The sequence below is a fragment of the Pseudomonas sp. 7SR1 genome (genome assembly GCF_900156465.1).
Taxonomy (GTDB): domain Bacteria; phylum Pseudomonadota; class Gammaproteobacteria; order Pseudomonadales; family Pseudomonadaceae; genus Aquipseudomonas.
Map to the genome: position 1 here is coordinate 906,831 of NZ_LT707064.1, position 18,001 is coordinate 924,831.

An 18,001-nucleotide genomic window follows, 5' to 3' on the forward strand; every position below is an offset into this window, starting at 1 on the left:
TCATGCAAGCCGTACAGCGTGAGATTGCTGAACAGCTCAAGGTCCAGCCACCGTTCGCCGATGACGCCGCCCTCAAGGCAGAGATCGCCCGGAGAGTGAGCTTCATCCAGGACTGCCTGGTCAATTCCGGGCTCAAGAGCCTCGTACTGGGCATCAGCGGCGGGGTCGACTCGTTGACCGCCGGCTTGCTGGCCCAGCGTGCCGTGCGCGAACTGCGGGAAAAAACCGGTAACGCGGCCTACAAGTTCATTGCCGTGCGCCTGCCGTACGAAATCCAGTTCGATGAGCATGAAGCGCAGGCCTGCGTCGACTTCATCGAGCCTGACGAGCGCCACACCGTCAACATCGGCCCGGCGGTCAAGGCCCTGGCCAAGGAAATCCTGGCGTTCGAAGGCAAGGGGCCCGGCTCGCGGGACTTCGTGCTGGGCAATACCAAGGCGCGGATGCGCATGGTGGCGCAATACACCATCGCCGGCGCCGAGCAAGGCCTGGTGATCGGTACCGACCATGCGGCCGAAGCGGTCATGGGGTTCTTTACCAAGTTCGGTGACGGTGCCTGCGACCTGGCGCCGCTGAGCGGCCTGGTGAAGAATCAGGTCCGGGCGATTGCCCGTGACTTCGGCGCGCCGGAATCGCTGGTGGAAAAGGTCCCCACGGCCGACCTGGAAGACCTCTCCCCGGGCAAGCCCGACGAAGCGGCCCATGGCGTGACCTATGGCGAGATCGACGACTTCCTGCATGGCAAGACGATACGGGAAGAAGCGGCCAGGATCATCTGCGAGACCTATCGCAAGACCGAGCACAAGCGGGTATTGCCCTACGCCCCGTGACAGCCGGGAGCCTGATCTGGCGTCATCGCGAGCAGGCTCGCTCCCCGATTGCCAGGCATAAAAAAAGCGCCCTGCATGGGCGCTTTTTTGTGCCTGAAGGTATTACTTCAGGGTAACGGTGCCTTTCATCATCGAGATGTGGCCCGGGAACGAGCAGAAGAAGCCGTATTTTTCGTCCGCCTTGAGTTTCGAGACATCGAAGGTGACCGAATCGGTCTCGCCACCGCCAATGAGCTTGGTGTGGGCGATGATGCGAGCGTCGCCATCCTTGAGGTAGTTCTTGTCGACACCCGCGCTCAGGCCGTCAGTGGCAATCGGCTGCATGTCGGTATCTTTGCTCAGCACCCAGTTATGGCCCATGACGTTTTTCGGCAATTTACCGGTGTGCTTCAATTCGACGGTGAACGTCTTGCAGCTCTTGTCGATCTCGATGGCCTTGGTGCTGAAGGACATCTGGTCGGTCGAGTCGACGGTGGTCTTGCACTCCGCTGCCATCAGTTGGCTGCTAGCCAGTGTCAACAGGGATACTGCTACAAGTTTGGCAAACATCGTGAATCTCCAAGGCATGGTTAAGAAAAATTCCCTCGTCGGGGAAGACTGCCTGAATTTCAGACAAGTTCCTATGACCTGAGTCAAAAATTGTATACAACTTAAGGCTATCAGCCTGATGGATACAATCAACCGGCCATACGTACTGCACCGCTCTATGATCGGCCTCATCACCTTCGAGGAGCGACCACCATGAATTTCAACAGCCTGATATGCAGCCTGCTCGCCGCGTACGCCTGTGGCGCCAGTGGTACCTACGAAAAACCCCGGCGCGAGATCTAAGCCTTCGCAATCTTAAGCCCAGGCTTTACTCTGGAGCGGTTATCGATTCTGGAGTAAAGCATGTCCTTAGCTTCTGTTTGTATTTTCTGCGGTGCCAGCACCGGTGCCAACCCGGCCTATCGCGAAGCGGCACAGGCCCTGGGCCGAGCCTTGGCGGAACGAAAGCTGACGCTGGTCTATGGTGGCGGCGCCGTCGGCCTGATGGGCATCGTCGCCGATGCGGCCCTGGCGGCGGGTGGTGAAGTCATCGGGATCATCCCGCAAAGCCTCAAGGACAAGGAAATCGGCCACAGTGGCCTGACCCGCCTGGAAGTGGTCGATGGCATGCATGCGCGCAAGGCCCGCATGGCCGAACTCAGCGATGCCTTCATCGCGCTGCCCGGTGGCCTGGGCACGCTGGAAGAACTGTTCGAAGTGTGGACCTGGGGCCAACTCGGCTACCACGGCAAACCGCTGGGGCTGCTGGAAGTGAATGGTTTCTACAGCAAGCTCACCGGCTTTCTCGATCATATCGTCGAGGAAGGCTTCGTCCGCCCCCCTCATCGCGACATGCTGCAAGTCAGCGAGTCGCCACACAACCTGCTCGATGCACTGGCGCAATGGCGGCCCTCGGTGCAGCCAAAATGGGAACAGCAAAAAGCCAGCTAACGGCTCGGTCCCGATACAGGGCAGAATATGTGCCGCTCAACCTCACCTTCGACCCCAGAGGATTGCCCATGGCCAAACCCAATTATTCCTTCGCCAAACGTCAGAGAGACCTGGCCAAGGAGCAGAAGAAAGAGGAAAAGCTCCAGCGCAAGAAAGCTACAGCCGAAGAAGCGGCACTGACCCCGGATACCGAAGGCGACGTGACGGCACAACAGGATGCCGATACACCGAAAGATCAGGTGCCCGACGCCTGATACCCCCCGGGCCCGATGATCCGATCCGGCCCCTCGATTCCGTGTCCCGGGCTGGCAGCCCCACTGCCGGCCCTCACGACGCCAGGGCCTTGATGATCGACTGGCGATAACCCGTCGGCAGATTCGCTGGCAACCGTTGCGGCTCGAACAGGCCGATTTCCTTGTGCTCATGACTGATCGCCGGCACGAAGCCCCCCTGCAACTGGCAGCGGTAAGTGGCGATGAAGACGTGCTTGCCGGGGATGACCTCGAACAGATACGAATCCAGCGGTTCTCCCACGCTCACCTCGACGGCCAGCTCCTCGGCAATCTCCCGCGCCAGGCATTGAGGCGCCGTCTCACCCAGCTCGATGCGTCCACCCGGCAGCTCCCACTCGTCCCGTTCGTTGAGCATCAGCACGACCAGGCCTTCGGGGGATTGCAGTACGCCTTTGATGGATACCGGGAACATGGGTAAACCTCGTCATCCGATTGAACACAACCTGTGGGAGCAAGCTCGCTCCCACAAGGATTTCATGACTCCAGCGGCATCACTGTCACCCGCACCTCGGGATCATGATTGCCACCTCCCAGGATCACCCCGCGCAGCGGTGACACGTCGGAGAAATCCCGGCCCCAGGCCAGGGTGATGTGCTCCAGGGCAGGCAACACGTTGTTGGTCGGGTCGAAATCCACCCAGCCCAGTACCGGGCAGAACACCGAGACCCAGGCATGGGATGCATCGGCACCGATCAGCCGGGGCTGGCCAGGGGGTGGCTGGGTCAGCAGGTAGCCGCTGACGTACCGTGCCGCCAGTCCACGGGAGCGTACGCAGGCCAGCATCAGGTGGGCGAAGTCCTGGCAAACGCCCCGTCGTCGCTCCAGCACCTCCACCAATGGCGTGGCGACCTGGGTGGCCTCGGCATCGAAGGTGAACTCCTGGAAAATCTTTTCCATCAGCGCCCGGATACAGAGCATCAACGGGCGTCCCGGCGGGAAGCAGCTTTCGGAAAACGCCACGAAGCTGCGCTTGAGATGCACATAGGGCGACTCGAAACGATAGCGGCAGGCATCCAGCAACGGCGAAGCCAGCGGCCGACTGCTGTAGGTCAAGGCGCTACAGGTCGATTCCCAGGCAGGAGACCGCTGGAAGTCCGGCTCGGGGCGGGCCAGCACCTCGACGCTCAGCCGGGCGTTGACCAACAGTTCGTCGTGGGGCCGTTCGAACGCCAGGCGGGTCAGCGGGTTGCCGAAGACATCCTGCTCGTCACGCCGGGTCGTCGGCTCCGGGCTGATGGACAGCTGCCGCTCGGTACACACCTGCCAGTCACAGGAACGCGGCCACAGATGGGCCAGTTGCTGGGCCAGGGATACCGGGCTGTCGTAGTGGTAATGGGTGTCATGGAGAATCTGGTAACGAGCGTTCATCAGACGGACACCGTGCGCTGGCTGATATCATCGACGTGGGCGAAATGACGCAAGGCCAGGCGGTCCGAAACCTGGCCACTGGCGTCCGCCACCTCCTGCAACAGATCGGCCAGCCCATCCAGTGCCGCACGCAGGCTGGCCTCGCCGAACAACGGATCTTCGAGACAGCGCAGGTCAAAACGTGACAGGCGCATCACCAGCCCCGGCAACGCGGTGTCCCTGGGAGCGCCGAAGTCATCGTTAAGGCGCTTGAGGGTGCGGGCCACCAGTTTCAGCTGGAAGAGCACCGCGTGGGGGTTCTGTTCATCCAGCAGCAACAGGTCGAGCACCGGAATCAACTGGGCCACCGCCAGATAACGCGAGCGATATGTGATGCTGCTGTTGCCCAGCTCCAGTAGCCACTCCAGCCCGGCCTGGTCGAATACCGCTTCGCCACGCAGGAACGCAGCCAGGCTGCTGCTGAGGAATTGCAGGCGCTCCAGGCGCCGGCCGATCATCAGGAAGCGCCAGCCCTCGTCGCGGGTCATGTCGTCCAGGGCGAAACCGGACAATGCCGCCAGGGACATCACCAGGCGGTTGAGAAAATCCATCAGCTCACCGAAATCCGGCTCCCCGGTCTCCAGCTCCATGGCTTCTCGCTGCAGTTCCACCAAGGCTTGCCAGTTCTCCCGGGACAGCTTGCCGCGCACCTGCGAGGCGGCCCACTGCAGGCGTTGCAGGTTGGAACGCAGGCTGAACGACCAGTCGTCCCCCAGCAGCGCCGTCAGCAGACGCTCGGGCAACTCGCCCTCCTCGGGCAGCAGCATGAGGCTTTCCCCCAGGGCCACGGCCGATTGCAGCGCCTGTGGATCATCGCCGTCGACATAACGTGCCAGCATGATCCGCAGCAGTCGCGCGCTGTCATCGCAGCGCTCGCAATAGCGACCGAACCAGAACAGGTTTTCCACGACCCGGGACGGCAGGTAGGGATCGCGCCGGACCAGATCGTGTACGCCCACGGTTCGCTGGGCCTTCCACTGCTCGCTACCCGGGGCCTGTTCTCCCAGCACCCAGGTGTCCTTGCTGGCGCCGCCCCGCTGCATCGACACCACTTCGGCGTGGGCATCGGCCGCCACGCGTGTCAGGCCGCCCGGCAACACCCGATAACCGTCTGCGCCGGATACCGCGTACACCCGCATGCCGATGGCCCGCGGCTGCAGTTGACCGTCCTCGGCCTGCCATACCGGCGCCTGGGACAGGTGCGCCAGCTCCTGGGCGACATACGCATAGGGTCGCGCCCGGATACGCGCCGCCAACAGGTCGCGCTGCTCGTCGTCCAGGTCGCGGCCGAACACCGGGCTGAAACTCTGGGAAGGAAAGGCCGGCCTGATCAGCAACTGAGGCAGTTTCTCCAGGGCCTGGGCCAGCACTGGCGGCTCGCCGCACCACCAGGTGGCGATGGACGGCAATATGAGCGTCTCGCCGAACAGGAACTCGCAGATCCTCGGCAGGAATCCCAGCAGCCCCGGAGACTCCAGTACGCCGCTGCCCAGGGCATTGGCCACCAGCACCCGGCCCTGGCGCACCGCCTCCAGCAAGCCCGGCACGCCCAGGGCCGAGTCGGTGCGCAGCTCCAGGGGGTCGCAGAAGTCGTCGTCGAGCCGGCGCATGATGGCGTGGACCCGGCGCAACCCGCTGAGCGTCTTGAGGAAGACCGTGGCGTCCCGCACGGTCAGGTCGCCGCCTTCCACCAGCGGATAGCCCAACTGGCGTGCCAGGTAAAGATGTTCGAAGTAGCTCTCATTGAACCGCCCCGGCGTCAACAGCACCACCAGGGGCGGCTCGCCATCGCTGGGGGCCTGGCGCGCGAGGGTTTCCTGCAAGGTGCGGAAGAAGCCGGACAGATGCTGGACCTTGAGGTCGCGATACAGGTCGGGAAAGGCGCGGGACACAATCATGCGGTTTTCCAACGCATAACCGGCCCCGGAGGGCGCCTGTGTCCGATCCGCCGTGACCCACCAGCGACCGTCGGGCGCGCGGGCCAGGTCCACGGCATACAGATGCAGGAAGTTGCCATCCGGCGGCGTGATGCCCTGGCAGGGCCAGAGAAAGTTGTTGTGTCCGAATACCAGCTCCGCCGGCAACAGCCCTTCACTGATCAGCCGCTGCGGCCCGTACAGGTCGGCCAGCACCGCATTGAGCAATCGCGCACGCTGGGCGATACCCGCCGACAGCTGCTTCCATTCCCCGGCGTCGAGCACGTGGGGCAGCAGGTCCAGCTCCCACGGCCGGTCGGCCCCCTTCGGATCCGCATAGACGTTATAGGTGACGCCGTTCTCCTGGATCTGTCGCGCCAGCAAGGCCTGACGCTGGACCAACTGGGCCGGCGTGCTGCGCTGCAACTGATCGAACAGACGCCGCCAATGCGGGCGTACCGCGCCACTATCGTCCAGCAATTCATGATAGGTGCCCGGCGTCAGCGGGTAACGGTCAAGCAGGTCAGGCATGGAAAGCTCGGCAGGACGGCAATGAAAGGTGAGACCAGGCTCTGTTTGAAAAGCCTCGAGACGAAGGTCAGGCAAGGCGAAAACCGGCGAGGAAGCGGAGTTTACTGGAGTAAATGAGCATTCCGAGCAGGTTTTCAACGCAGCATGAACGAGTCTCAAGGCTTCTCAGACAGAGCCTAGCGCAAGCGCATGATGCCCGGATAGAGACAATCTGTCCGGACTGAAACCAGATATGGCGAGCAAGGCTCCTCCCCTCGCCACAGGTCCAGATTACAGGCTTGTCGCCCCCTGGACACGTCGCAGATCGAGGGTGAAAGGAAACTCGTCATCCACGGTCAGGCTGGGTGTCGCAAGTTTCCCCGGTGTGTGTCCGAGACGGAAGAAACGCGCCATTCGCCGACTCTCGGCCTCGTTGGCGTTCACCGGCAGGCTGTCGTAGTTGCGTCCGCCCGGATGAGCCACATGGTACTGGCAACCGCCCACGGAGCGCTGGCCCCAGGTGTCGAGCAAGTCGAAGACCAGTGGCGCATGGACCGGGATGGTGGGTTGCAGGCAACTGGCCGGCTGCCAGGCCCGGAAACGCACCCCGGCGACGAACTCTCCGACCCGGCCGGTGGGTTGCAGCGGTACCGGTACGCCATTGCAGGTCAACACATAACGTTGCGGCGCCATGCCAGTGAGCTTGACCTGCAGGCGCTCCAGGGACGAATCCACGTAGCGTACGGTCCCACCCGCCGAACCTTCTTCCCCCAGCACATGCCAGGGCTCCAGGGCCTGGCGCAGTTGCAACTCGATGCCACCCACCGCATAGTCGCCCACCTTGGGAAAACGGAACTCCAGATGGGCGGCGAACCACTCGGCCCGCAACGGATAACCGGCGGCGTTCAGCTCGACAATCACGTCGGCGAAATCCTGTTCGATAAAGTGCGGCAGCAGGAAGCGATCGTGCAGCTCGGTGCCCCAGCGCGCCAGTTTCGCCGGCGCATAGGGCTCGCGCCAGAACCGCGCCACCAGCGCCCGCAACAGCAGTTGCTGGGCCAGGCTCATGCGGGCATGAGGCGGCATTTCGAACGCACGCAACTCCAATAGACCGAGCCGGCCGGTGGCACCGTCCGGCGAATAAAGCTTGTCGATGCAGAATTCGGCGCGGTGGGTGTTGCCGGTCACGTCGATCAACAGGTTGCGCAACAGCCGGTCGACCAACCATGGCGGGCACTCCTCGCCAGGCGCGGGCATCTGGGCAAACGCGATTTCCAGTTCATACAATGCGTCGTTACGCGCTTCGTCCACCCGCGGCGCCTGGGACGTCGGACCGATGAACAATCCGGAAAACAGGTAGGACAACGATGGGTGGTTATGCCAGTAACTGATCAGACTGCGCAGCAGGTCAGGACGCCGCAGAAAAGGTGAGTCAGCCGGAGTCGCGCCGCCCAGGACGAAATGATTACCGCCGCCCGTGCCGGTGTGGCGGCCATCGATCATGAATTTTTCGGTCGTCAGCCGCGTCAGCCGTGCCTGCTCGTAGAGAAACTCGGTGCGCTCCACCAACTCATCCCAGCTCGCCGAAGGCTGTACGTTCACCTCGATCACACCTGGGTCGGGCGTGATGCGCAAATGGCTCAGGCGCGGATCACTCGGCGGTTCGTAACCCTCCAACAGCAGCGGGCAATGCAGCTCCTGCGCCGTGGCCTCGATGGCGGCCACCAGTTCCAGGTAATCCTCGACCCGCTCCAATGGCGGCATGAACACATACAACCGCCCTTCCCGCGCCTCGGCACACAACGCCGTGCGGGTCAGCCAGTCGGCAGACTCGTCGATGGCTGGCGCACGGTCCTGGTCGATGGCCGGCTCGCCATGCTGGGCCAATCGCTCGGCATCCGGCAGCCCGGGCAGGTCCTGGTTCGGGTCGGTGGGATGGATGAACGGATACTCCGCCGCCGTGACCCACGGCTGGGACGCCAGCGGCAGGCGATAGCCCAAGGGCGAGTCCCCCGGCACCAGTCGACAATGTTCGTCGCGCAGGTACCACCGGCCGCTTTGCCATTGATCGCCCTTGGCGGTACGCGCCAAGGGCAGGACCTGGCCGATCACCTTGTCCAGGCCCTGGTCGAAGACCTTGCGCAGCCTGGCCCGCTCCAGGGCATCTTCCAGCCGCGCATCCTGGGCCGTGACGTTCGAGGGCAGCGCGCCCTCGCGCCAGAGGTAGTAGAAATTGTCTTCGTAGGCTGGGAACACGAAGCGCGCAGGAATCTTCAGACGTTCGGCAACGCTCTTCAGGAAGCGCCCGGCCAGCTCGCCATCGGCGCCGTAGTCCTGTTGCTCATCCGCGAACAGGGCGGCGTTGCGCCAGATCGGCACCCCGTCACGCCGCCAATAGCAATTGAGCGACCAGCGCGGCAGCGGTTCACCGGGGTACCACTTGCCCTGGCCGAAGTGCACCAGCCCCTGGGGCGCGTAGTGCTTGCGCATGCGCTCGAACAGCTCGGCCGAGAGCCGACGCTTGTCCGGACCGAGCGCTGCGGTATTCCATTCGGCGCCATCCGGATCATCGATGGACACGAATGTCGGCTCACCGCCCATGGTCAGCCGTACATCGCCCTCCAGCAGGTCGGTATCGATCTGTCGCCCCAGCGCCTGGATCGCCAACCATTGCTCGTCGGTGTAAGGCTTGGTCACCCGCGGTGCTTCCCAGATCCGTTCCACGACCATTTCGTGGCTGAATTCGCACTCACAAGGCTCCACCAGCCCGGTGATGGGCGCCGCCGAGGACGGATCGGGACTGCAAGCCAAGGGGATATGGCCTTCCCCAGCGAACAAACCTGAAGTGGCATCCAGGCCGATCCAGCCGGCGCCGGGCAGGTAAACCTCGCACCAGGCATGCAAATCGGTGAAATCCACCTCCGTGCCGGAGGGTCCGTCGAGGCTTTTCACATCGGCGGTCAACTGGATCAGATAGCCCGAGACGAAACGCGCGGCCAGGCCCAGGTGACGCAACAGCTGCACCAGCAGCCAGGCGGAATCGCGACAGGAACCGGATGCCTGCTCCAGAGTGTGCTCCGGCGTCTGGACACCCGGCTCCATGCGGATCAGGTAATTGATGTCTTCGCTCAGGCGCTGGTTGAGCGCCACCAGGAAATCCACCGTGGGCAACGGCGTGCGTTCGATACTGTCCAGGTAGGCCTGGAACCTGGGGGTCAGCGGCAGCTTTTCCAGGTAAGGCATCAACTCGTGTTTTTCATCGGGCGCGTAGGCAAAAGGAATCTGCTCGGCATAAGGCTCGAGAAAGAAGTCGAACGGATTGAACACCGCCATTTCCGCCAACAGATCGACTTCGATCCGCAGCTCTTGGGTTTTCTGCGCAAACACCAGCCGCGCCAGGTAATTGCCCTGGGGGTCCTGCTGCCAGTTGATGAAGTGCTGGTCGGGCGAGACTTTCAAGGCATACGACAGGATGCGCGTACGGCTATGGGGCGCCGGACGCAGGCGGACAATCTGCGGACCGAGCTCCACGGCGCGGTCGTAGCGGTAGTGCGTGACGTGATGCAAAGCAACATGGATCGACACGGCGGTCTCCTGCGGGCCTGGGCATTATCGAAAGCGGCGCAAGACTTATGCCATGCAGGCAAGCCGGGCACTTCCTTCGTCCACACAGGGCAGTAGAGCACTAAAACCGCGCGGTGCCCGCATTTGTGTGCAAAGGCACGCACATAAACAAGGCGAACAGGCCGCTCGCCTCAGCGTCGCTTGTGAGAAGCCCTGGCTGCCTGGACGATCAGTTCGCGCTGCCGACGGATGTCCACCAGCTTGCCGCGCATCTCACGATGGCGCTTGCTGTTGAGCAGCAACAGTCCCAGCAACGGGAACAGAACGGCGAACAGATAGACTCCCTGATGGGGCCGATAGGCGATCATCGGCAAGACGACGGCCAGACACGCCAGGAAATAACCCGCCACGCCCCAGACGGCCCAGGCCCGCCCGCGCGCGATCATGAGATTGGCCAGCACCAGCACGACCACCAGCGCCAATGCCCCGAGCCCCACATAGTCGCTCCTGACCGAAGGCTCCAAGGCACGCCAGTAAGTGGCTCCGGCCAAGGCAAGCAGGCTGGATCCGGAAAAGCAGCCCAGCAGGATGGTACCCATGAACACCGGGAAATACCGGGCCAGAAAGTCCTTCAGCGAGCCGCCCCCGATCATTCGGTGAACTCCTCGTACAGGCCGACGGCGACGGTTTTCACATGACCGCCGCCGGTGTAACTGCCGATCACGCCCAGGGCGCCACCCAGGGAGTCCTGGATCTGGGTCAGGGTAGCGTGCCGGATTTGGGCCGAAGAATAACGCTTGGGCAAGGCCCCGGCGCGCTGCTGCAACTTGAGCAGCTTGGCGGTCAGGCTCGGGTCCTTGAGCGTCAACAGCTCCCGCGTCAACTTGGACCGCTCCTGGCGGCTCAGCCCCTTGAGCAGCTGGTACCAGCTTTTTCCGGTGTTGGCCGCCTTGTTGGCCTTGAGCAGGCGAACCGTCGTGAGAGCCGACCCGCCGACGCCCACCAGGGAAACCGCATCCAGGATCGGGGATACGATGTTGTACCAATCGGCGTCGTTCATCTCATCGTTGCCAGTAGGATTGGTCAGTTCGTTGGCCACCCGCGCGCCCCCGATGACACACTGGGCAGTACTCGCCGTCGCGGCAGCGGCGCCCAGGGCCACCAGCCAGACACTGGCGCCAGCGGTGAAAGGCACGGCAACGCTGCCACTGAACACCACCACCCAACCGATCACGGCGGCGACGCAAGACAAGCCGGCATTGGTCGCTTCAAGGCCAAGCTTCGACTCCCGCGGGCTGCTTTTCACCTGGTCGACGAACTGCTGTGGCGCGATGTATCGCTTTGCCTCACGCAGGATCACGCGCTTGGGTGCGATACTGCAGATCGGCTTGAATTCCCGCAGGGTCACCACGTTGTAGTCGGCATCGACATACACCACCCCCGCCCCGGCAATATTCGGATCGGCATCGATGGCAGCGAACAGGCGCGGCAGGTTGATCTGGCTTTCGATGCGTTGGCGGGCCATGTACTGGGAGAACGTGAAGTCCATGCCGATGGCCGTTGTAGCGCTGCTCATATGAATCGTCCTTGAGAATCGGAGATGAATCTTTTATCCACACGCAACCCTGTGGCGAGGGATGCCTGCTGGCTGGCATTGGCGGCCGCCACGATAACAAACGGCCACCACCCCCGCTAGAAAGCAAAACGCCAGCACTCAGGCTGGCGTTTGCGATACGACTCCAGGGTCAGCGCGGTACCACGGGCTTGCGGGCCGGTTTCGGTCCCTTGCCCTTGGCGGCGTCCTTGCGCTCCTTGGCGGCCTCCTGGTTGCGGGCGAATGCCTCGGCCTTGGCCTTCTCACGCTTGTCCCACGGATTGCCGCCGTCGCTGGCACGCGGCGGCAGGCCCGTGTGCTGGGTCAGGATCCGGGTGGTTTCCTTGCCCACCTTGTGGCTGCCGGCCGGTGTCGAGTTCTTGCGACGGGCGCTCTGGTAGCTGTCGGTGGCCGGCTGGTGCAACGGGATCAACTGATGCTTGCCCGGCCCGATCAGGTCGGCGCGGCCCATGCGGGTCAACGCCTCGCGCAGCATCGGCCAGCCCTTGGGATCGTGATAACGCAGGAAGGCCTTGTGCAGGCGGCGCTGCTCCTCGCTCTTGACGATGGTCACCGCATCGCTCTTGTAGGTGACCTTGCGCAGCGGGTTCTTGCCCGAGTGGTACATGGCGGTGGCCGTGGCCATCGGCGACGGATAGAAGGCCTGGACCTGGTCGGCGCGGAAGCCGTTGCTCTTGAGCCACAGCGCCAGGTTCATCATGTCTTCGTCGGTGGTGCCCGGATGCGCAGCGATGAAGTACGGGATCAGGTACTGCTCCTTGCCCGCCTCCCGGGTGTATTTCTCGAACATCCGCTTGAATCGGTCATAGGTGCCGATGCCCGGCTTCATCATCTGGTTGAGCGGACCTTCCTCGGTGTGCTCCGGCGCGATCTTCAGGTAACCGCCGACGTGGTGGGTCACCAGCTCCTTGACGTATTCCGGGGATTCGACCGCCAGGTCGTAGCGCAGGCCGGACGCGATCAGGATCTTCTTCACCCCTGGCAATGCCCGGGCGCTGCGATACAGCTGGATCAGCGAAGAATGGTCGGTGTTCAGGTTCGGGCAGATGCCCGGGAACACGCAGGACGGCTTGCGGCACGCGGACTCGATTTCCGGGCTCTTGCAGGCGATGCGATACATGTTCGCGGTGGGTCCGCCGAGGTCGGAAATGACCCCGGTGAAGCCTGGGACCTTGTCGCGGATCTCTTCGATCTCGCGAATGATCGACTCTTCGGAACGGTTCTGGATGATCCGGCCTTCGTGCTCGGTGATCGAGCAGAAGGTGCAGCCGCCGAAGCAGCCACGCATGATGTTCACCGAGAAGCGGATCATTTCGTAGGCAGGGATCTTTTCCTTGCCGTACGCCGGGTGTGGGACACGTGCGTAAGGCATACCGAACACGTAGTCCATTTCCTCGGTGGTCATCGGAATGGGTGGCGGGTTGAACCAGACATCCACATCGCCATGCTTCTGCACCAGCGCGCGGGCGTTGCCCGGGTTGGTTTCCAGGTGCAGCACGCGGTTGGCGTGGGCATAGAGCACCGGGTCGTTGCGGACCTTTTCCACCGACGGCAGGCGGATCACGGTTTTGTCGCGGGTCATTTTCGGGCTCGCCAGGATCTGCACGACCTTGGCTTCGCTCGGGTCCTCCACCGGCCCTTTCTCCTGCTCGATGGCGCAGGCGGCGGTGTCCTGGGTGTTCACGTACGGATTGATGATCTTGTCGATCTTGCCCGGACGGTCGATACGCGTGGAATCGACTTCGTACCAGCCTTCGGGTGTGTCGCGGCGAATGAACGCGGTGCCGCGCACATCGGTGATGTCCTCGATCCTGTGGCCATAGGACAGACGCTGGGCGACTTCGACAATGGCTCGCTCTGCGTTGCCGTAGAGCAGGATATCGGCACTGGCGTCGATCAGGATCGAGTTGCGCACCCGGTCCTGCCAGTAATCGTAATGGGCGATGCGGCGCAGGGAGGCCTCGATGCCACCGAGCACGATCGGCACATGCTTGTAGGCTTCCTTGCAGCGCTGGCTGTAGACCAGGCTCGCACGGTCCGGCCGCTTGCCCGCCAGGCCACCGGGGGTATAGGCGTCATCGGAACGGATTTTCTTGTCAGCGGTGTAGCGGTTGATCATCGAGTCCATGTTGCCGGCCGCGACACCGAAAAACAGGTTGGGCTCGCCAAGCTTCATGAAGTCGTCCTTGGACTGCCAGTTCGGCTGGGCAATGATCCCCACGCGAAAGCCTTGGGCTTCCAGCAAACGGCCAATGATCGCCATGCCGAACGAAGGATGGTCGACGTAGGCATCACCGGTCACGATGATAATGTCGCACGAATCCCAGCCGAGCTGATCCATCTCCTCCCTGCTCATGGGCAGGAACGGCGCGGGGCCGAAACATTCGGCCCAGTACTTGGGATAGTCAAATAACGGCTTGGCTGCTTGCATGTCGATGACCGGTATAGAAGATGAAAAATCGCGGGCGCGGAATATAGCACAAAAAATAACCAATTCCGACGGCTATGGTCGGAAATCGGCGGCGCACCTATCGCGAGCAAACTCGCTCCCACAGAGAGGATGCATTCCAGGGTGGGAGCGAGCTTGCTGCGGGCAGCGATCCGACGATGAGGCCGGATCAGACGACGAAGAACTTACTCGTCGTCATCGAAATTGTAGCTGCCCGGTGCGAGGTTCTCGAAACGCGTGTACTTGCCGATGAATGCCAGGCGGACAAAACCGATCGGACCGTTCCGCTGCTTGCCGATGATGATTTCCGCGATGCCCTTGTGTTCCGTCTCGGGGTGATAGACCTCGTCGCGGTATACGAACATGATCACGTCGGCGTCCTGCTCGATCGCTCCGGATTCCCGCAGGTCGGAGTTCACCGGGCGCTTGTTCGGACGCTGTTCCAGGGAGCGGTTCAACTGGGAAAGCGCCACCACCGGACAGTTGAATTCCTTGGCCAGGGCCTTGAGGGAACGGGAGATCTCGGAAATCTCGTTGGTCCGGTTATCGCCACTGGAGCCCGGAATCTGCATCAGCTGCAGGTAGTCGATCATGATCAGGCCGATATCGCCATGCTCGCGCACCAGGCGGCGGGTTCGGGCGCGCATTTCCGAAGGGCTGATACCGGCGGTGTCGTCGATGAACAGCTTGCGGTCGTTGAGCAGGTTGACCGCCGAGGTCAGGCGAGGCCAGTCGTCGTCTTCCAGTTGGCCGGAACGGACCTTGGTCTGGTCGATCCGCCCCAGGGAAGAAAGCATACGCATGATCAGCGACTCACCTGGCATCTCCAGGGAGTAGACCAGGACGACCTTGTCGCTGCGCAGCACGGCGTTTTCCACCAGGTTCATCGCAAAGGTGGTCTTGCCCATGGAAGGACGGCCGGCAACGATGATCAGGTCGGCCGGTTGCAGTCCACTGGTCTTCTCGTCGAGATCGGTATAGCCGGTGGACAGGCCGGTGATCGCGTCGGATGTATTGAACAGGGTATCGATACGATCGATGGCCTTGGTCAGCAGGTCGTTGACACTGACCGGCCCGCCGGTCTTCGGCCGGGCCTCGGCGATCTGGAAGATCTGCCGCTCGGCCTCATCGAGGATTTCCTCAGCCGTACGGCCTTCAGGGTTGAAGGCGCTGTCGGCAATTTCGTTACTGATGCCGATCAACTGGCGCAAGGTCGCCCGCTGGCGGACGATCTGCGCATAAGCCTTGATGTTGGCGACGGACGGCGTGTTTTTCGCCAGCTCGCCCAGGTAACCGAGGCCACCGACCTGGGACGTCTGGCCTTCCTTGTCCAGTTGCTCGGCCAGGGTCACGACGTCGATCGGCATGTTCTGGTCGGCCAGCCTGGCGATCGCGCGGAAAATCAAGCGGTGGTCATGCCGGTAGAAATCGCCATCGGAGACTTGATCGAGCACACGCTCCCAGGCGTTGTTGTCCAGCATCAGGCCACCGAGTACAGCCTGTTCGGCCTCGATGGAATGCGGCGGCACCTTCAGGGCAGCGGTTTGCAGATCATATTGCTCTGGAGCGGTAATTTCGTTCATGGCCACAAGGATTCTGGTGATAGAAGCAGGAGTTGCAGAAAGACAAAGGGCACGACCTGTAAACAGGATCGTGCCCGATGTTACCGGCTCGCACCCGAGGGTGCCAGCCGACAGGTGCTGCTTAGGCTGCTACCACGACAACGCGTACGGTGGCTTCGACTTCGGCGTGCAGGTGCACGGCTACGTCGAATTCGCCTACGTTGCGGATGGTGCCGTTCGGCAGACGAACTTCGCTCTTGGCCACTTCAACGCCGGAGGCGGTCAGTGCGTCAGCGATGTCGTGAGTACCGATCGAACCGAACAGCTTGCCTTCGTCGCCAGCGGTGGCAGTGATGGTCACTTCCAGCTCGGCCAGTTGGGCAGCGCGGCTTTCGGCCGAGGCCTTGCGGTCTGCGGCGGCTTTTTCCAGCTCAGCGCGACGCTCTTCGAACGCGGCCAGGTTGGCAGCGGTCGCAGCGGTGGCTTTGCCAAAAGGCAGCAGGTAGTTACGACCGTAACCGGACTTAACTTTTACTTTGTCGCCCAGGTTGCCCAGGTTGGCGATTTTTTCCAGCAGGATCAGTTCCATTTGGGTATTAACCTCTTAACTTTTAACCTTCACCGTTCGCGTTGTCGGCGTCTTTCGGCGCCATACGACCGCGAAAATCAATCAGGCTGTCGACAATGGCCAGGACCACCAGCAACGGATAGATCAGCTGCATGAACAGCAACAACGTGACGTACAGCCCCACCAGCCAGAACCTGGCCAGTCGCTTCTGCGCCACCAGCCCGTGAATCAGGGCCAGGGCCGCGAACACCAGCGGTACGCTGCACAACGGCGTGAGCATGGCCATCTGCGGACCGAAGTTCGGTCCCAGAAGCATGCCCGCCAGCAGCAACATCGCCAGTCCAAGCGGGAAACGGATGGCGCGAAATTCGCGACCAAAACCACCCGGGTTGTACAACAACGCCTGCCAGTAGCGCCCGATAATCAGGCTCAGCACACTGACGATCTGCAACAAGGCCGCAATCAGGCCGGTCAGGACCGGTGCGATCAGTGACGCGAAACGCGCTTGCTCCTCAGCCGACATCTGCCGGTAGAGATCACCGAGGGCTTCGGGCAGGATTTTTATCAAAGCCTGCGACAGCATCTCGATCTGGGGCGCGAAAGCCACCCCGAGCACCACTGAAAACACCACGCCCAGCGCTATGCTGACCAGCAGCACGCGGTTCCAGGATTCGCTTGCGCGCAACACCAACGCCAGCGCCGAAGACCCCAGCAGCACCATCAGTGCCCGCGGGTCAGCGGTACTCAACCACCAGAGCAAGGCCGGCAGCAGTCCCAGAGCAAGAACGCCAACGGCGTCCCTCAATCCGCGCCGCAGGAGTACGAGACTTCCCGCGGCAGCGCCCAACCAATACAACAACGGCAATGCCGCACATCCAGCCACTACCAGAGTGGCCTGCATACGACCTCGCATGATGAACTCAGCTATGGCGCGCATGCATTCAATCCTTTGCTACGTGTCGACTGCCCGGTCTCAGCGGCCGTGGCTGTCGGTGTAGGCCAGCAGGGCCAGGAAGCGGGCGCGCTTGATAGCGGTGGCCAGCTGACGCTGATAACGAGCTTTGGTACCGGTGATACGGCTTGGAACGATTTTGCCGGTCTCGGATACGTAGGCTTTCAGAGTGTTGAGATCTTTGTAATCGATCTCTTTCACGTCTTCAGCGGTGAAGCGGCAGAATTTACGACGACGGAAGAAACGTGCCATGTGATTGGCTCCTTAGGAAGTCCGTGGATTACTCGTCAGCGTTGTCGCTGTTGTCGCTGTCGCTATCGCTGTCATCGCCTTCGGCGCTGTCAGCATGCTCAGGACGGTCGCGACGCTCACGGCGCTCACTGCGGTTTTCTTCAGCCTTGAGCATCTCGGATTGGCCAGTGATGGCTTCTTCGCGACGGATGACCAGGTTACGGATCACTGCATCGTTGTAGCGGAAGTTGTCTTCCAGCTCGGCCAGGGCCTTGCCGGTGCACTCAACGTTCAGCATCACGTAGTGAGCCTTGTGAACATTGTTGATTGCGTAGGCCAGTTGACGACGGCCCCAGTCTTCCAGACGGTGGATCTTGCCGCCGTCTTCTTCGATCAGCTTGGTGTAACGCTCAACCATGCCGCCGACTTGCTCGCTTTGATCCGGGTGGACCAAAAAGATGATTTCGTAATGACGCATGAATGCTCCTTACGGGTTGTAGCCTGCCGCTTAAAAACGGTCAGACAAGGAGTGAATGACACTTATGGACTTGTGGACGCTAGACACATAAGTGCCTGCCATCACAGCAAGGGGCGCAATTGTAGAGAAGGGTCGAGGGAGGCGCAA

The 18,001-nt window shown here is 62.1% G+C and carries 16 protein-coding genes; 3 read left to right on the forward strand and 13 right to left on the reverse strand.

Annotated features, from left to right (window positions below):
• Positions 1-2 precede the first annotated feature (2 nt).
• Positions 3-830 carry an ammonia-dependent NAD(+) synthetase gene (gene nadE, locus BW992_RS04270; protein WP_076405666.1) on the forward strand — a complete coding sequence of 276 codons (828 nt, stop codon included), beginning with the start codon at positions 3-5 and terminating at the stop codon, positions 828-830.
• Positions 831-932: 102 nt separating this feature from the next.
• Here nadE and azu read toward each other — a convergent pair whose 3' ends face one another.
• Positions 933-1,379, reverse strand: a complete 447-nt coding sequence (azu, locus tag BW992_RS04275) for an azurin (RefSeq protein ID WP_072397892.1) — start codon at positions 1,377-1,379, stop codon at positions 933-935.
• Between the two features lie 342 nt (positions 1,380-1,721).
• Here azu and BW992_RS04280 point away from each other — a divergent pair, with 342 nt between their 5' ends.
• Positions 1,722-2,309, forward strand: coding sequence for a TIGR00730 family Rossman fold protein (locus BW992_RS04280; RefSeq protein WP_072397893.1), 588 nt, complete (start codon positions 1,722-1,724; stop codon positions 2,307-2,309).
• Between the two features lie 68 nt (positions 2,310-2,377).
• Complete coding sequence (locus BW992_RS04285; protein WP_072397894.1) at positions 2,378-2,563, forward strand: hypothetical protein; 186 nt, start codon at positions 2,378-2,380, stop codon at positions 2,561-2,563.
• Positions 2,564-2,636: 73 nt separating this feature from the next.
• Here BW992_RS04285 and BW992_RS04290 read toward each other — a convergent pair whose 3' ends face one another.
• The 12 genes from BW992_RS04290 to rpsF all read right to left on the reverse strand — a co-directional run bounded on the left by BW992_RS04290 (position 2,637) and on the right by rpsF (position 17,854).
• Complete coding sequence (locus BW992_RS04290) at positions 2,637-3,014, reverse strand: NUDIX hydrolase (RefSeq protein ID WP_072397895.1); 378 nt, start codon at positions 3,012-3,014, stop codon at positions 2,637-2,639.
• A gap of 62 nt (positions 3,015-3,076) precedes the next feature.
• Complete coding sequence (locus tag BW992_RS04295) at positions 3,077-3,970, reverse strand: transglutaminase family protein (RefSeq protein ID WP_072397896.1); 894 nt, start codon at positions 3,968-3,970, stop codon at positions 3,077-3,079.
• Complete coding sequence (locus tag BW992_RS04300) at positions 3,970-6,456, reverse strand: circularly permuted type 2 ATP-grasp protein (protein ID WP_072458630.1); 2,487 nt, start codon at positions 6,454-6,456, stop codon at positions 3,970-3,972. The genes BW992_RS04295 and BW992_RS04300 overlap by 1 nt, the downstream gene beginning before the upstream one ends.
• A gap of 270 nt (positions 6,457-6,726) precedes the next feature.
• Entirely contained in the window at positions 6,727-10,020 is a 3,294-nt protein-coding gene (locus BW992_RS04305) for a transglutaminase family protein (RefSeq protein WP_076405668.1), read from the reverse strand.
• 170 nt (positions 10,021-10,190) lie between these two features.
• Entirely contained in the window at positions 10,191-10,652 is a 462-nt protein-coding gene (locus tag BW992_RS04310; RefSeq protein WP_072397899.1) for a hypothetical protein, read from the reverse strand.
• Positions 10,649-11,575 (reverse strand): NAD synthetase, encoded by a 927-nt coding sequence (locus BW992_RS04315; RefSeq protein WP_076405670.1) that lies wholly within the window; start codon positions 11,573-11,575, stop codon positions 10,649-10,651. The genes BW992_RS04310 and BW992_RS04315 overlap by 4 nt, the downstream gene beginning before the upstream one ends.
• Positions 11,576-11,744: 169 nt before the next feature.
• Positions 11,745-14,045: a YgiQ family radical SAM protein gene (locus BW992_RS04320; protein ID WP_076405671.1), complete on the reverse strand. Its 2,301-nt coding sequence runs from the start codon at positions 14,043-14,045 to the stop codon at positions 11,745-11,747.
• A gap of 203 nt (positions 14,046-14,248) precedes the next feature.
• Entirely contained in the window at positions 14,249-15,646 is a 1,398-nt protein-coding gene (gene dnaB, locus BW992_RS04325) for a replicative DNA helicase (protein WP_072397902.1), read from the reverse strand.
• A 121-nt stretch (positions 15,647-15,767) separates the two neighbouring features.
• Positions 15,768-16,214, reverse strand: a complete 447-nt coding sequence (rplI, locus tag BW992_RS04330; protein WP_072397903.1) for a 50S ribosomal protein L9 — start codon at positions 16,212-16,214, stop codon at positions 15,768-15,770.
• Between the two features lie 22 nt (positions 16,215-16,236).
• A complete protein-coding gene (locus BW992_RS04335; protein ID WP_072397904.1) occupies positions 16,237-17,130 on the reverse strand; it encodes a hypothetical protein in 894 nt (297 codons plus the stop codon).
• Positions 17,131-17,166: 36 nt separating this feature from the next.
• Complete coding sequence (gene rpsR / locus BW992_RS04340) at positions 17,167-17,397, reverse strand: 30S ribosomal protein S18 (protein ID WP_002551829.1); 231 nt, start codon at positions 17,395-17,397, stop codon at positions 17,167-17,169.
• 28 nt (positions 17,398-17,425) lie between these two features.
• Complete coding sequence (rpsF, locus tag BW992_RS04345) at positions 17,426-17,854, reverse strand: 30S ribosomal protein S6 (protein WP_053155628.1); 429 nt, start codon at positions 17,852-17,854, stop codon at positions 17,426-17,428.
• Positions 17,855-18,001 lie beyond the last annotated feature (147 nt).